This window comes from Streptomyces sp. NBC_01241 (genome assembly GCF_041435435.1).
GTDB lineage: Bacteria > Actinomycetota > Actinomycetes > Streptomycetales > Streptomycetaceae > Streptomyces.
Window position 1 is genome coordinate 6,485,136 of record NZ_CP108494.1, and the last position, 15,393, is coordinate 6,500,528.

Annotated in this window: 15 protein-coding genes; 14 read left to right on the forward strand and 1 reads right to left on the reverse strand. The window is 69.3% G+C overall.

The genetic code is table 11. The annotated features are described in order from the left end of the window. The first annotated feature begins 161 nt into the window (after positions 1 to 161). The 4 genes from OG306_RS29160 (at position 162) to OG306_RS29175 (ending at position 3,769) form a co-directional block, all read left to right on the forward strand. Entirely contained in the window at positions 162 to 815 is a 654-nt protein-coding gene (locus OG306_RS29160; RefSeq protein ID WP_266749193.1) for a response regulator transcription factor, read from the forward strand. Positions 816 to 821: 6 nt separating this feature from the next. Then, entirely contained in the window at positions 822 to 2,051 is a 1,230-nt protein-coding gene (locus OG306_RS29165; RefSeq protein ID WP_266749195.1) for a sensor histidine kinase, read from the forward strand. A gap of 404 nt (positions 2,052 to 2,455) precedes the next feature. Further along, a complete protein-coding gene (locus tag OG306_RS29170; RefSeq protein WP_003965732.1) occupies positions 2,456 to 2,752 on the forward strand; it encodes a DUF4193 domain-containing protein in 297 nt (98 codons plus the stop codon). Between the two features lie 12 nt (positions 2,753 to 2,764). Beyond that, a complete protein-coding gene (locus tag OG306_RS29175) occupies positions 2,765 to 3,769 on the forward strand; it encodes a hypothetical protein (protein WP_266749196.1) in 1,005 nt (334 codons plus the stop codon). Positions 3,770 to 3,794: 25 nt separating this feature from the next. Here OG306_RS29175 and OG306_RS29180 read toward each other — a convergent pair whose 3' ends face one another. Continuing rightward, positions 3,795 to 4,250, reverse strand: coding sequence for a DUF3093 domain-containing protein (locus tag OG306_RS29180; RefSeq protein ID WP_266749197.1), 456 nt, complete (start codon positions 4,248 to 4,250; stop codon positions 3,795 to 3,797). Positions 4,251 to 4,308: 58 nt separating this feature from the next. Here OG306_RS29180 and OG306_RS29185 point away from each other — a divergent pair, with 58 nt between their 5' ends. The 10 genes from OG306_RS29185 to OG306_RS29230 all read left to right on the forward strand — a co-directional run bounded on the left by OG306_RS29185 (position 4,309) and on the right by OG306_RS29230 (position 15,393). Continuing rightward, complete coding sequence (locus OG306_RS29185; protein WP_266749198.1) at positions 4,309 to 4,893, forward strand: PaaI family thioesterase; 585 nt, start codon at positions 4,309 to 4,311, stop codon at positions 4,891 to 4,893. After that, a complete protein-coding gene (gene dut, locus OG306_RS29190) occupies positions 4,893 to 5,426 on the forward strand; it encodes a dUTP diphosphatase (RefSeq protein WP_266749199.1) in 534 nt (177 codons plus the stop codon). The genes OG306_RS29185 and dut overlap by 1 nt, the downstream gene beginning before the upstream one ends. A 1-nt stretch (position 5,427) precedes the next feature. Beyond that, a complete protein-coding gene (locus tag OG306_RS29195; protein WP_266749200.1) occupies positions 5,428 to 6,201 on the forward strand; it encodes a DUF3710 domain-containing protein in 774 nt (257 codons plus the stop codon). 346 nt (positions 6,202 to 6,547) lie between these two features. Then, positions 6,548 to 6,637: a K(+)-transporting ATPase subunit F gene (kdpF, locus tag OG306_RS29200; protein ID WP_266749202.1), complete on the forward strand. Its 90-nt coding sequence runs from the start codon at positions 6,548 to 6,550 to the stop codon at positions 6,635 to 6,637. A 7-nt stretch (positions 6,638 to 6,644) separates the two neighbouring features. After that, on the forward strand, positions 6,645 to 8,309 hold the full coding sequence (gene kdpA / locus OG306_RS29205) for a potassium-transporting ATPase subunit KdpA (RefSeq protein ID WP_266749203.1): 1,665 nt from the start codon (positions 6,645 to 6,647) through the stop codon (positions 8,307 to 8,309). After that, on the forward strand, positions 8,306 to 10,432 hold the full coding sequence (gene kdpB / locus OG306_RS29210) for a potassium-transporting ATPase subunit KdpB (protein ID WP_266749204.1): 2,127 nt from the start codon (positions 8,306 to 8,308) through the stop codon (positions 10,430 to 10,432). The genes kdpA and kdpB overlap by 4 nt, the downstream gene beginning before the upstream one ends. A 23-nt stretch (positions 10,433 to 10,455) precedes the next feature. Then, on the forward strand, positions 10,456 to 11,124 hold the full coding sequence (locus tag OG306_RS29215; RefSeq protein WP_266749205.1) for a potassium-transporting ATPase subunit C: 669 nt from the start codon (positions 10,456 to 10,458) through the stop codon (positions 11,122 to 11,124). A 370-nt stretch (positions 11,125 to 11,494) separates the two neighbouring features. Continuing rightward, the gene (locus tag OG306_RS29220) at positions 11,495 to 14,038 is read left to right on the forward strand and encodes an ATP-binding protein (protein ID WP_371665710.1); all 2,544 of its coding nucleotides are present in this window, start codon (positions 11,495 to 11,497) and stop codon (positions 14,036 to 14,038) included. 70 nt (positions 14,039 to 14,108) lie between these two features. Then, positions 14,109 to 14,801 carry a response regulator gene (locus tag OG306_RS29225; RefSeq protein WP_266749208.1) on the forward strand — a complete coding sequence of 231 codons (693 nt, stop codon included), beginning with the start codon at positions 14,109 to 14,111 and terminating at the stop codon, positions 14,799 to 14,801. A gap of 175 nt (positions 14,802 to 14,976) precedes the next feature. After that, positions 14,977 to 15,393: an OB-fold nucleic acid binding domain-containing protein gene (locus OG306_RS29230; RefSeq protein ID WP_266749209.1), complete on the forward strand. Its 417-nt coding sequence runs from the start codon at positions 14,977 to 14,979 to the stop codon at positions 15,391 to 15,393.

The following is a 15,393-nucleotide window of genomic DNA, read 5'->3' on the forward strand; positions in this document are numbered from 1 at the left end:
CCCGGCGGACGAGCGCCGCCTTACCGCCGGTTTATACGCCTTGCGGGCAGGATGGAGCAGCACAGACCGATGCTGATGAGCGGCCCGCATCACGGACCGTGGGCACATCGAGACGTTCTGAAGTCACCTACGTACTGAAGTTTCTAAGGAAGGACAGCGCCGTGCGCGTACTCGTCGTGGAGGACGAGCAACTGCTCGCCGATGCGGTGGCCACCGGATTGCGCCGTGAGGCCATGGCCGTCGATGTCGTGTACGACGGTGCCGCAGCCCTGGAGCGCATCGAGGTCAACGACTACGACGTCGTGGTGCTGGACCGGGACCTCCCCCTGGTGCACGGCGACGACGTCTGCCGGCGGATCGTCGAGCTGGGCATGCCTACCCGGGTGCTCATGCTCACCGCGTCCGGGGACGTCAGCGACCGGGTGGAGGGGCTGGAGCTCGGCGCCGACGACTATCTGCCCAAGCCGTTCGCCTTCAGCGAGCTCACCGCGCGGGTACGGGCGCTGGGCCGGCGGACGACGGTGGCGTTGCCGCCCGTCCTGGAGCGTGCCGGGATCAAGCTCGACCCCAACCGCCGCGAGGTCTTCCGGGGCGAGAACGAGATCCAGCTCGCGCCGAAGGAGTTCGCCGTGCTGGAGGTCCTGATGCGTAGCGAGGGCGCCGTCGTCTCGGCCGAGCAGTTGCTGGAGAAGGCCTGGGACGAGAACACCGACCCCTTCACCAATGTCGTGCGCGTGACCGTCATGACGCTGCGCCGCAAACTCGGCGAGCCGCCTGTGATCGTCACCGTGCCCGGCTCCGGCTACCGGATCTGATAGCCGATGCCCTCCGTCCCCGCGCCGCCGACGGCGCCTCCGAAGCCCACCTGGGAGCCCAAACATCAGGAGCCGCCCTACTGGCTGCGCCCGACCATCCGCATACGGCTCACGCTGCTGTACGGGGGCATGTTCCTGATCGCCGGCATCCTGCTCCTCTCGATCATCTACATGCTGGCCGCCGAGGCCCTCCATGTCGGCAGCGAGCTGCCCTTCAAGATCGAGAGCGGCCAGGTCACCAGTGATGTGTGCAACTTCAGCGGCATCACCACAACCGAAGCCGCCAACGCGGCCATGAACACCTGCGTCAACCACCAGCGCCAGCAGGCGCTGGACACCCTCCTCAACCGGTCGCTGCTGGCCCTGGTCGGCCTCAGCGTCATCGCCTTCGCCTTCGGCTACGCCATGGCGGGCCGGGTGCTCTCCCCGCTGGGCCGGATCACCCGCACCGCCCGCCGGGTGGCCGGAACCGATCTGTCCCGCCGGATCGAGCTGGACGGCCCGGACGACGAGCTGAAGGAGCTCGCCGACACCTTCGACGAGATGCTCGACCGCCTGGAGCGGGCCTTCACGGCCCAGCAGAGATTCGTCGGGAACGCGTCGCACGAACTGCGCACCCCGCTTGCCATCAACCGCACGCTCCTGGAGGTCCATCTCTCCGATCCCCAGGCCCCGCCGGAGCTGAAGCAACTGGGCAAGACCCTGCTGGCCACCAACGAGCGCAGCGAGCAGCTGGTCGAGGGCCTGCTGCTGCTCGCCCGCAGTGACAACCAGATCGTCGAGCGCAAACCCGTCGACCTCGCCGAGGTGGCCTCGCGCGCGATCGACCAGACGCGCGGCGAAGCCGAGGAGCGCGGCGTGGAAATCCGCGGCGAGCGGGCCCCCGCCGTCGTCCAGGGCAACGGCGTCCTGCTGGAGCGGATCGCGCTGAACCTCGTACAGAACGCCGTGCGCTACAACGTCCCGGAGGAGGGATGGGTGGAGGTCACCACCGAGCTGCAGTCCGGCCAGGCCCTGCTGGTGGTCTCGAACACGGGACCCGTGGTGCCCGCCTACGAGATCGACAACCTCTTCGAGCCCTTCAGACGGCTCCGTACGGAGCGGACGGGCAGCGACAAGGGGGTGGGGCTCGGTCTGTCGATCGCGCGGTCCGTGGCGCGCGCTCACGGCGGCCGTATCCTCGCGGAACCCCGCGAAGGGGGTGGTCTTGTGATGCGTGTCTCACTTCCGGTCTGACGGGCCGGGCGGATCGATCCGCACACGAATTACTTTGTTCGCTTTGAGCGGAATTTTCGGGACCTGCGTCCGAAGTGGACGTGTGTGATCGATCACAGGAGCGAATTCAGACACGTCAACGCTCCGTGATCAGGGCCTTCACCGGAAAACCCGCAAAAGTCGGGGTTTTCGGGGCCCAATATCACGGGAAGTACACGGGGTGGCGCCCGTGAAGCGAGATACCGGGACCGTGTACGGTCCCCATCGCCACCTAAGTCGATCGCTCCCGAGCGGTCCTTTTGGGTGTCGATTGAGTAACAGACCTTGATGTGAGGCAAAATCTCCGCCTCGGGTCGGGCACAAGTCCGGCCTCTCACGCGTTACGAGCGCTGAGACACCGCAGACACCCAGAGGGGGAGAGCGACATGGCAACGGATTACGACACCCCACGCAAGACCGATGACGACGTCGACCAGGACAGCCTTGAAGAGCTCAAGGCACGCCGGAGCGACAAGACGGCGTCCGCCGTCGACGTCGACGAGTTCGACGCGGCCGAAGGACTGGAGCTGCCCGGCGCAGACCTGTCCAACGAAGAACTGGCCGTAAGGGTCCTGCCCAAGCAAGCCGACGAGTTCACGTGCATGAGCTGTTTCCTCGTGCACCACAGGAGCCAGTTGGCACGCGAGAAGAACGGCCAGCCGATCTGCCGCGACTGCGACTAGGTCGAGCCGACCGTGGCAGGCGACACACCGTTCCGGAAGCGACGCTTGCGGCGCAAAAGGTCGTCGGAGGCGAATCAGGGCGGCACAGGCCCGGCAGAAGGCGTAGCAGCGCCTGCTGAGCGGTCCGCCCTGCCACCCTCCCCGGGTGAGCGGGACGACGAGCGGGGCCGGTGGGCCTCGCTCGAAGCAGTCACGGCAGTCGAAGAAACAGCCGAAGCCGAAGAAACAGCAGAAGTCGACACGGCCTATGGGGCCGGACAGGTCGACAGGACGGAGCCCGTGACCGGGGCAGGCCGTCTGAGTTCAGTGAAACGGGGAGCACGCAAGGGCGGGGAGAGCGCCAGGGCCGCGATCGGTCATATCGCCGATCTGATCATCCAGAACGCTCCCCGCATCCCTGTGCGTGATCTCGCCACCCTGCGTAAGCAGTTCCCGGGCCTCGGGCCCGAAGACCTCGCCGACAAGCTCATCGCAGGGGCGAGCAAATCCACCGCAGCCGTCGGCGCCGGTATCGGCGCGGCGGCCATGATGCCCGTACCGCCCGCCATGCTCGCCGAGCTGGCGGCGGAGATCAGCGGAGTGGCCGCGATCGAGATGAAGCTCATCGCCGAGCTGCACGAGGTCTACGGGCTGCGCCCACCGGGCGGCATCACCCGGCGTTCCGGCGCCTACCTCACGTCCTGGACGGAGGAGCGCGGCATCGACGTCACCATTCCGTCGACGGTCGACGCGGCGCTGGGCGGCCGGATGAAACGTGAGCTGCGCCAGAAGATCGCGAGGCGCATGGTGCGCGATCTGCCGAATCTCGTCCCGTTCCTGGTCGGCGCCACCGTCGGCGCGATGATGAACCGGCGCGATACCAGAAAGCTTGCCGAACGGGTCAGGACGGACCTGCGCAAGCGCCAGATCCCCTGGGACCGGCTTCCGTCACAGCCGTTGCCGGAGCGGCCGCGCCTCCGGCGCAACGAGCCGCCGGGGCTCCGGCGCAAGGAACTGCCGGGCGAGCCGGAGCCCTAGGGTCCAGGGCTTGTCCGGCGGACCCTTAAGCCCGTACGGCACTGAGCGCCGCGACCAGGGCCTGCGGCTCGCGGGTCGACAGATAGACGTACGGCGTCGGGTCCTGCGGGTCGGTGACCTCCACGCGGACCGCCGTCGGGATGTAGCTGCGCAGCAGCATGAACGCGTGGGTGTCCGCCTTGTACGAGCGCCACGCGCGGGCCTCCTCCGCGTCCAGCACCTCGGCCTCGCCGAGCGCCGTCACCGGGATCCGCGCGTCACCGGCCACCAGGGCGCCCGCGACCACGCGGATCCTGGCCGAGCCGTACGAACTCACCGCGGCCGCCGACAGGGCCGTGCCGCCCGCCAGGCCGGCCAGCAGTGGCAGGGTGCCGAGCGGGAGCAGCATCAGGGCGCAGGCGATGCCGACCAGGAAGGCGATGAGCCACCACGAACGGGGCGCGGTCAGTCGTTCGTCGAAGGGCGGGGTGGAAGGCTGCATGAACCCAAGCTTGGCACGGCGCGACCCCCGGGTGGCCGCGCGGGTAAGGTCTGCGCCTGTGAGTGGAACATCTGCGGCTCTGAAGCCCCCGGTCGGCGCGGTGAAACCGGTCCGACACCCCGAAGCCCCGGCCCCCGGTGAACTCCTCGGCGCGCACTACGAACACTGTTTCGGCTGCGGCGATGGACAGCGTCACGGGCTGCACCTCCAGGCGCGGGCCGGCGAGGGGGTCGGTGTCACCGCCGAGTTCACTGTGCAGGCCGCCCACCAGGGCGCCCCGGGCCTGGCACACGGGGGCATTCTGGCCACCGCGCTGGACGAGACGCTCGGCTCGCTGAACTGGCTGCTGCGGGTGATCGCGGTGACCGGGCGGCTGGAGACCGACTTCGTGCTGCCGGTTCCGGTGGACACCGTGCTGCATCTCGACGCGGAGATCACCGCCGTGCACGGCCGGAAGATCTACTCCCGGGCGACCGGCCGGATCGGCGGGCCGGACGGACCCGTGGCGGTCCGTGCCGAGGCCCTCTTCATCGAGGTCAAGGTCGACCACTTCATCGAGAACGGCCGCCCGGCCGAGATCCGGGCGGCGATGGCCGACCCGGACCAGGTCAAGCGCGCTCGCGCGTTCGAGGTGAACCCCTGATGCGCCGTCCCGTGGACGTACTGATCCGCCGTGTCGACCCGGAGGTGCCGATTCCGGCCTACGGGCACCCCGGCGACGCCGGGGTCGATCTGGTGACCACCGAGGCCGCCGAACTCGCCCCGGGCGAGCGGGCCGTGTTTCCCACCGGGGTGTCGATCGCGCTGCCCGACGGGTACGCCGCGTTCGTGCACCCGCGGTCCGGCCTCGCCGCACGCTGCGGAGTCGCCCTCGTGAATGCCCCGGGGACGGTTGATGCCGGGTACCGTGGAGAGATCAAGGTGATCGTCATCAATCTCGACCCGCGCGAGCCCGTGCGGTTCGAGCGGTTCGACCGGATTGCCCAGCTGGTCGTTCAGCAGGTCGAGAAGGTGCGCTTCCACGAGGTGGCGGAGCTACCCGGCTCGGCTCGCGGCGAGGGAGGCTTCGGTTCCACCGGAGGCCACGCTTCCGGTGATGTTGATGGCGTCAGGGGCGGGAATACCCAGGGCGGGAACAGCTACGCTTCGGTCGTACCCGACCGGGAAGGACAGTGACGTGTTCGGACGTCGCAAGAAGAGTGGTTCCGCCGAGGACGTGGCGGACGAAGCGCGCGAGGCCGAGCAGGTCGTCGACGAGCTCGATGACGCCGATGGGGCCGACAGCGGCTCGCGTCGGGTGAATCTCCCGCCGGCGCCGCGGCCGGACGGACCGTGGGACATCACCGAGGTCTCCCAGCCCGGCGAGGGCCGGGTCGACCTGGGCGGCGTCTTCGTGCCCGGCGTCGAGGGCATGGAGCTGCGCGTCGAGGTGGCCGGTGACGCGATCGTCGCGGCGACCGTGGTGCTGCGCGACAGCGCCATCCAGCTGCAGGCCTTCGCCGCCCCCAAGAAGGAGGGCATCTGGGGCGAGGTCCGTGAGGAGATCGCCTCGGGCATCACCCAGCAGGGCGGGATCATCGACGAGGTCGAGGGCCCGCTGGGCTGGGAGCTGCGAGCCCAGGTCCCCGTACAGCTCCCGGACGGGACGAACGGCGTGCAGCTGGTGCGCTTCGTCGGCGTCGACGGACCGCGCTGGTTCCTGCGCGGAGTGATCTCCGGCCAGGGCGCCGTGCAGCCGGAGGCGGCGGGGCTGCTGGAGACGGTCTTCCGGGACACCGTGGTCGTCCGCGGCGAGGGCCCGATGGCGCCGCGCGACCCCATCGTCCTCAAGCTTCCCGACGACGCCCAGATGGTGCCCGAGGGCGTCCAGCAGGAGAACCAGGAGAACTCGAAGTTCTCCGGAGGCATGGGCCAGCTCCAGCGCGGACCCGAGATCACCGAGGTGCGCTGAGCCGAGCCGGACAGCCGTCCGGTACAGCTTCGGCCGGTGGGCCGTACCCCCTTTCGAGGGGGTACGGCCCACCGGCCTTTCCACGTCCCGGGCCGGCTCCGGAGGGCGCACAAAAGGGGCGCGTATGGGGCGCGTATGAGGCACGTATGCGGGCCGTCAAGGGCTCGGCGTTCCCCGTAAGGAAGCCATCAACGCAGGCCGCGACGCCTTTGCCGCCAGGTTTGCTCATGAGGTCCGAGAATCCGTACCTCATCTAGGAGCACACGATGGCCGACGTGGCCTTCGTCGTCACCACGATCGCGGTGTTCGCGTTGGTGGCTCTCATCGCCAAGGGGGTGGCCAAGCTGTGACCGTCGAAAACGTCGTCGGCCTCGTCGTGGCCGTGGCCCTGCTGGGCTATCTCGTCCTCGCCCTCCTGCACCCGGAGAGGTTCTGAGCCCGACATGAGCCCCGTCCTTGCCGGCATGCTCCAGGTCCTCGCGCTCATTGCGGCGCTGGGGCTGGCGTACCGACCGCTCGGCGACCACATGGCCGGCGTCTACTCCTCGAAGAAGCACCTCAGGGTCGAGAAGTGGATATACAAGGCCATCGGCGCCAACCCCGACACGGAGATGCGCTGGACCGCGTATCTGCGTGGTGTGCTCGCCTTCTCCGCGGTGAGTGTTCTCTTCCTCTACCTGCTCCAGCGGCTCCAGGGCACTCTGCCCGGTTCGCCGGGCTTCTCCTCGATCGACCCGGACCAGGCGTTCAACACGGCTGCGTCGTTCGTCGCGAACACCAACTGGCAGTCGTACGCGGGCGAGCAGGCCATGGGCCATGTCGTCCAGACCGGCGGCCTCGCGGTGCAGAACTTCGTCTCGGCCGCCGTCGGCATCGCCGTCGCGGTCGCGCTGGTACGGGGCTTCGCCCGGTCCCGTACCGGTGAACTCGGCAATTTCTGGGCCGACCTGGTGCGCGGCACCGTGCGCGTCCTGGTGCCGATCTCCGTGGTCGGCGCGCTGGTGCTGGTCGCCTGCGGTGCCATCCAGAACTTCGCCGGCATCCATGAGGTCGGCCAGTTCATGGGCGGCTCGCAGCAGTGGAACGGTGGCGCCGTGGCCTCCCAGGAGGTCATCAAGGAGCTGGGTACGAACGGCGGCGGCTACTTCAACGCCAACTCGGCCCACCCGTTCGAGAACCCCAACGGGCTGTCCAACCTGTTCGAGATCTTCCTCATCCTGGTCATTCCGTTCGCGCTGACGCGGACGTTCGGCCGGATGGTCGGCTCGCTCAAGCAGGGTTACGCGATCCTGGCGGCGATGGGCGGCATCTGGCTGGGCTTCACCGCCCTGATGATGTGGACCGAGTTTGCTCACCACGGACCCGCCTTCGACATCGCGGGCGGGGCGATGGAGGGCAAGGAGACCCGGTTCGGGATCGCCGGTTCGTCGATCTTCGCCGTGGCCACCACGCTCACCTCGACCGGTGCGGTGAACTCGTTCCACTCCTCGTACACGGGATTCGGCGGCGGGATCACGATGCTGGGCATGCAGCTCGGCGAGATCGCGCCCGGCGGTGTCGGCTCCGGCCTCTACGGCATGCTGATCATGGCGATCATCGCGGTGTTCATCGCGGGTCTGATGGTCGGCCGTACGCCCGAGTACCTCGGCAAGAAGATCGGCACCCGCGAGATCAAGCTCGCGGCCTGCTACATCCTGATCACCCCGGCGCTCGTGCTCTGCTTCACTGCCGCGGCGATGGCCCTGCCCACCCCGCCCCACTCGATGCTGAATTCCGGTGCGCACGGATTCTCCGAGGTGCTGTACGCGTACACCTCGGGCGCGAACAACAACGGTTCGGCGTTCGCCGGGCTGAACGCGGACACGCAGTGGTTCAACACGACGATCGGTCTCGCGATGCTGCTGGGCCGGTTCCTGCCGATGGTCTTCGTACTGGCTCTGGCCGGCTCGCTCGCCGAACAGAAGCCCGTACCGGCGACCGTGGGAACCCTGGGCACGCACAAGCCGCTCTTCAGCGGGCTGCTGGTCGGCACGATCCTGATCATCACCGGGCTGACCTACTTCCCGGCCCTGGCGCTGGGGCCGTTGGCCGAAGGGCTGGCGTCATGACCACCCGTACGAAGCAAGAGGACTCGATGTCCACTGTCACCCCCACCCGGGCACCGCACCAGGACACCCCCACGGGTCACCAGAGCGAAGGACGCGTCGGCGGGGGCCTGTTCGACCCCAGGCAACTGCTGAAATCCTTCCCCGACGCCGTACGCAAGCTCGACCCCCGGGTGATGGTCAAGTCCCCGGTGATGTTCGTGGTGCTGATCGGTTCGGTGTTCACCACCGTGCTGGCCTGCCTGGACCCGGGCGACTGGTTCGGCTGGGCGATCGCCGCCTGGCTGTGGCTGACCACGATCTTCGCCAACCTGGCGGAGGCGGTCGCCGAGGGCCGCGGCAAGGCGCAGGCCGACACCCTGCGCAAGGCCAGGACCGGCACCGTGGCCCGGCGGATCACCGGCAGGAACGAGGAGCGGGTGCCGGGCACCGAGCTGCGCGTCGGTGATCTGGTGGTCTGCGAGGCCGGCGACATCATTCCCGGCGACGGAGACGTCGTCGAGGGTGTCGCGAGTGTGGACGAGTCCGCGATCACGGGGGAGTCGGCGCCGGTCATCCGGGAGTCCGGCGGCGACCGCAGCGCCGTCACCGGCGGCACGAAGGTGCTCTCCGACCGGATCGTCATCAAGATCACCACCAAGCCCGGCGCGACCTTCATCGACCGGATGATCGCCCTCGTCGAGGGCGCCGCCCGGCAGAAGACGCCCAACGAGATCGCGCTGAACATCCTGCTCGCGTCCCTCACCATCGTCTTCCTGCTCGCCGTCGTCACCCTCCAGCCTTTCGCGATCCACGCCGGCCAGAGGCAGTCGGTGATCGTGCTGACCGCCCTGCTGGTCTGCCTGATCCCGACGACCATCGGCGCCCTGCTCTCCGCGATCGGCATCGCCGGCATGGACCGCCTCGTCCAGCGCAATGTGCTCGCGATGTCGGGGCGTGCCGTCGAGGCCGCCGGAGACGTCTCCACCCTGCTGCTCGACAAGACCGGCACCATCACGCTCGGCAACCGGCAGGCCGCCGAATTCGTCCCCGTCAAGGGCACGACCGAGGCCGAACTGGCGGACGCGGCCCAGCTGTCCTCCCTGGCCGACGAGACGCCCGAGGGCCGCTCGATCGTCGTGCTCGCCAAGGAAATGTACGGGCTGCGTGAACGCCATCAGGGTGAGCTGCGGAAGGCCGAGTGGGTCGCCTTCACCGCCCAGACGCGGATGTCGGGCGTGGACGTCGACGGGTGCAGGGTCCGCAAGGGCGCGACCGGGTCGGTCGTCGACTGGGTCAAGGGGCGGGGCGGCAGTGTCCCGCCGGACGCGCAGGCGCTCACCGACCGGATCTCCGAGGCAGGCGGCACGCCGCTGCTGGTGGCCGTGGAGGACGAGCAGGGCGCCCGCGTCCTGGGAGTCATCCACCTCAAGGACGTCGTCAAGGAAGGCATGCGGGAGCGGTTCGACGAGCTGCGCCGGATGGGCATCAGGACAGTCATGATCACGGGCGACAACCCACTGACCGCGAAGGCCATCGCCGAGGAGGCGGGGGTCGACGACTTCCTCGCCGAGGCCACGCCCGAGGACAAGATGGCCCTCATCAAGCGGGAGCAGGCGGGCGGCAAGCTGGTCGCGATGACGGGCGACGGTACGAACGACGCGCCCGCGCTGGCCCAGGCGGACGTCGGCGTGGCCATGAACACCGGCACCTCGGCCGCCAAGGAGGCCGGGAACATGGTGGATCTGGACTCCAACCCGACCAAGCTGATCGAGATCGTCGAGATCGGCAAGCAGCTGCTCATCACCCGTGGCGCGCTGACGACGTTCTCGATCGCCAACGACGTCGCGAAGTACTTCGCGATCATCCCGGCGATGTTCGCGGTGGTCTACCCAGGCCTGGACAAGCTCAACATCATGCAGTTGTCCTCGCCCCAGTCCGCGATCCTGTCCGCCGTCGTCTTCAACGCGCTGATCATCATCGCGCTGGTCCCGCTCGCCCTGAAGGGCGTGCGCTACCGGCCCAGCAGCGCCGACTCGATGCTCCGGCGCAACCTCGGGATCTACGGACTCGGCGGACTGGTCGCCCCGTTCATCGGCATCAAGATCATCGACCTGATCATCTCCCTCATTCCCGGGCTGAACTGAATTTAGGAATCGGCTGACCTGCCATGAACAACTCCGTAGCAAACACCGCCCGGTTGCTCTGGGCCGGGCTGCGTGCCCTGCTCGTCCTCACCGTCGTCTGCGGCGTGCTCTACCCGCTCGCCGTCACCGGTGTCGCGCAGGGCATCTTCCCCGACAAGGCCAACGGCTCCGAGATCACCGCGAACGGCAAGGCCGTCGGCTCCGAACTCATCGGCCAGCGCTACGACCTGCCACTGAAGAAGGGGCAGCAGACCGCGGCCCCGGACCTCAGATGGTTCCAGCCGCGCCCGTCCAACGGCCTCGGAACCAACAGCGTCAACACCCAGTACAAGCTGATCATCTCCGGCGCGACCAACCGCTCCGGTGACAACAAGGAGCTCAGCGACTGGGTCACCGCCGCCAAGGCAGCCGTCGTCAAGGACAACTCCGTCCCCGGCCACCCCGTCAGCCCCACCGATGTGCCGGCCGACGCCGTCACCTCCTCGGGCTCCGGCCTCGACCCCGCCATCTCCCCGGCGTACGCACAGCTCCAGGTGCGCCGTGTCGCCGAGCGCAACCACCTCGCCGTCGCCCAGGTGGAGAAGCTTGTCGAGCAGCACACGGACGGCCGGATTCTCGGCTTCGTGGGCGAGCCGCAGGTCAACGTCCTCCAGCTCAACATCGCGCTCAGGCAGTTGGTGAACGCGGCCTGACGGAGCAGGGGGCCGCGACGTCGCCCGAGGCCGTGGCGTCGCGACCCCCTCGTACGAGCTACCCGGCGATCCCCAGGCTGCCCGGGTAGTCCGGACGGACCGCGGACGGACGCCGACGCCGGACGCAAGCCAGCTACGCGGACGGAGAACGGGCGGAAGGCGGCCGGAGCCCGGTCCGGGGGCGTACCAAGTGACACACCGCCAGGGGAGCGGGGGCGGAAAACCGGCCCTGTTCCCCCGGCGACGGCATCAGAATCCTGTCAATTCGACCCCCGACCCCACCCCCCGTCCTATTTGCCGGGAATGCTCGGGGTAGCTTCGAGGTGGCTGTCGCGTCGGCGGCAGCCGGTTTCGAGAAGACAATGGGGCCATGGCACGCGGCAAGCTTCGGATCTACCTGGGTGCGGCACCCGGCGTCGGCAAGACGTACGCGATGCTCTCCGAGGCCCACCGGCGCGTGGAGCGGGGCACCGACTGCGTCGTCGGCTTCGTGGAACACCACGACCGCCCGCGCACCGAGGTGATGCTGCACGGCCTGGAGCAGATCCGGCGGCGCGAGATCGAATACCGCTCCGCCGTCTTCACCGAGATGGACGTCGACGCGGTACTGGAACGCGCCCCGGCCGTCGCCCTGGTGGACGAACTGGCACACACCAACGTGCCGGGCTCCCGCAACGCCAAGCGATGGCAGGATGTGGAAGAGCTCCTCCAGGCGGGCATCGACGTGATCTCCACCGTCAACATCCAGCACCTGGAGTCGCTCGGCGACGTCGTCGAGGCGATAACCGGCGTACGCCAGCGCGAGACCGTCCCCGACGAGGTCGTCCGCAGGGCCGACCAGCTCGAACTCGTCGACATGTCGCCCCAGGCGCTGCGCCGCCGGATGGCCCACGGCAACATCTACAAGCCGGACCGGATCGACGCGTCCTTGTCCAACTACTTCCGCCCGGGCAACCTGACCGCCCTGCGCGAGCTGGCCCTCCTCTGGGTCGCCGACCGGGTCGACGAATACCTTCAGCAGTACCGCGGCGAGCACAACATCCGCACCACCTGGCAGGCCCGCGAGCGCATCGTCGTCGGCCTCACCGGCGGCCCCGAGGGCCGTACGCTCATCCGCCGCGCGTCCCGGATGGCGGCCAAGGGCTCCGGCAGCGAGATCCTCGCCGTCTACATCGCCCGCAGTGACGGACTGACCTCCGCCTCGCCGAAGGAGCTCGCTGTCCAGCGCACCCTGGTGGAGGACCTCGGCGGCACGTTCCACCACGTCATCGGCGACGACATCCCGTCGGCGCTCCTCGAATTCGCCCGTGGGGTGAACGCCACGCAGATCGTCCTCGGCTCCAGCCGCCGCAAGGCCTGGCAGTACATCTACGGACCGGGCGTGGGCGCCACGGTCGCCCGCGAGTCCGGCCCCGACCTCGACGTCCACATCGTCACCCACGAAGAGGTCGCCAAGGGCCGCGGGCTGCCCATCGCCCGCGGCGCCCGGCTGGGCCGGGCCCGGATCATCTGGGGCTGGCTGGTCGGGGTGGGCGGCCCGGCCCTTCTCACGCTGCTCCTGATCGGCCTGGACAGCGGCCCCGGGCTCGCCAACGACGTCCTGCTGTTCCTCTTCATGACCGTGGCGGCGGCCCTGATCGGCGGGCTGCTGCCGGCCCTCGCCTCGGCCGCCGTGGGCTCGCTGCTGCTGAACTACTGGTTCACCCCGCCCACCCATACGCTGACCGTCCAGGACCCGGAGAACTTCGTCGCCATCGTGATCTTCTTCGCGGTGGCTGTCTCGGTCGCCTCGGTCGTCGATCTGGCCGCTCGCCGTACCCACCAGGCGGCCCGGCTGCGCGCCGAATCGGAGATCCTCTCCTTCCTGGCGGGCAGTGTGCTGCGCGGCGAGACCACCCTGGACGCGCTCCTGGACCGGGTCCGCGAGACCTTCGGCATGGAGTCCGTCGCCCTGCTGGAGAGGCTGAGCGACGTCGATCCGTGGACCTGCGCCGGGAGCGTCGGGCCGGCCCCGGTGGCCCGGCCGGACGACGCCGACGTGGACATGCCCGTCGGTGACCACATGGCGCTTGCGCTCTCCGGCCGGGTGCTGCCCGCCGAGGACCGCCGGGTGCTCGGCGCGTTCGCTGCCCAGGCCGCCGTCGTACTGGACCGCCAGCGCCTGGTCGGCCAGGCGGAGCAGGCCCGGCGGCTCGCCGAGGGGAACCGGATCAGGACCGCGCTCCTCGCCGCCGTCAGCCACGACCTGCGTACCCCGCTCGCCGCCATCAAGGCCGCCGTCAGCTCCCTGCGCTCCGACGACGTCGCCTGGTCCGATGAGGACGAGGCGGAACTCCTGGAGGGCATCGAGAACGGCGCCGACCGCCTCGACCACCTGGTGGGCAATCTGCTGGACATGTCCAGGCTGCAGACCGGCACCGTCACCCCGCTGATCCGCGAGATCGACCTCGACGAGGTGGTCCCGATGGCGCTCGGTGGTGTCCCCGAGGGCAGCGTGGACCTGGACATCCCCGAGAGCCTGCCGATGGTCGCCGTCGACCCCGGGCTGCTGGAGAGGGCCGTCGCCAACATCGTCGAGAACGCGGTCAAGTACAGCCCCTACGGCGAACGCGTCAACGTGGCCGCCAGCGCGCTCGGCACTCGCGTCGAGCTCCGGGTGGCCGACCGCGGCCCCGGCGTCCCCGACGACGCCAAGGAGCGCATCTTCGAGCCCTTCCAGCGCTACGGCGACGCCCCGCGCGGCGCGGGCGTCGGACTGGGCCTCGCCGTCGCCCGCGGCTTCGTGGAGTCCATGGGCGGCACGCTGGACGCCGAGGACACCCCAGGCGGCGGCCTCACCATGGTGCTGACGCTCAAGGCGGCATCGGGATACGTTCCGGTCAGCCCCGACCTGTCCGAGCAGGTCATCTCATGACCTCGCAGGCCACTTCATGATCTCCGCAACGTCCCGGGAGATCGCCGTACAACAGAAAGGCAGGGCCCCCATGACCCGGGTGCTTGTGGTCGACGACGAGCCGCAGATCGTACGTGCCCTCGTGATCAACCTGAAGGCACGCAAGTACGAGGTGGACGCCGCGCCCGACGGCGCGACCGCCCTTCAGCTCGCTGCCGCCCGCCACCCCGATGTCGTCGTCCTCGACCTCGGACTGCCCGACATGGACGGCGTCGAGGTGATCAAGGGGCTGCGCGGCTGGACCCGGGTGCCGATCCTGGTGCTCTCCGCCCGCCACACCTCCGACGAGAAGGTAGAGGCCCTGGACGCCGGCGCCGACGACTACGTCACCAAGCCGTTCGGCATGGACGAGCTGCTGGCCCGGCTGCGCGCCTCCGTCCGCCGCGCCGAACCGGTCGGCCAGAACGGCTCCGACGACACGGTGATCGTCGAGACCGAGGGGTTCACCGTCGACCTCGCGGCGAAGAAGGTCCACCGCGAGGGCCGCGACGTACGCCTCACCCCCACCGAGTGGCACCTGCTGGAGGTCCTGGTCCGCAACGGCGGCCGCCTCGTCAGCCAGAAGCAGCTGCTCCAGGAGGTATGGGGGCCCTCGTACGGCACCGAGACCAACTATCTCCGGGTCTACATGGCGCAGCTGAGGCGCAAGCTGGAGGCCAACCCCTCGCACCCACGGCACTTCGTCACCGAGCCGGGGATGGGCTACCGCTTCGAGCGCGGCTGAACGGGGAGGCCGGGAGGCCGGGAGACGTACGGTCGGCGCTCCGCGACGCCGGGAGACCGTACGGTCAGCGCTCCGCGACCCCGGTGACCGGCCCGCTCGGGAACCCCATGAGGAACCCGTTCGAGTGAGACCCGGGACACCCGCTCGGAGCGCAGGGGACCGGTACCCTTCGGGTATGAGTGCTGTTCCTCGATTCGAGAAGCCCGGCAAGGCGGCGAAGCCGTCCGGCCGCTTCCGGCGGATGCTCGACCGGCTGTCCAGCTCCCAGGAGGACCTGGAGTCCGAGGAGCTGCAGGAGGACTCGCAGGCCTCGGGGTGTACGCGGATCTCCGAATGCACCGACCGGCAGATCGTGAAGGTCACTGGTACGTTGCGGACCGTCACCCTGCGGCCGCGCGCCGGAGTGCCCGCCCTGGAGGCGGAGCTCTTCGACGGCACCGCGCCGCTGGACGTGGTCTGGCTGGGCCGGCGCTCCATCGCGGGCATAGAACCGGGCCGCAAGCTCATCGCCTCGGGCCGCATCGCCATGAGTCATGGACGCCGGGTGCTGTTCAACCCCAAATACGAACTCCGACCACTCGGCAAGGAGTAG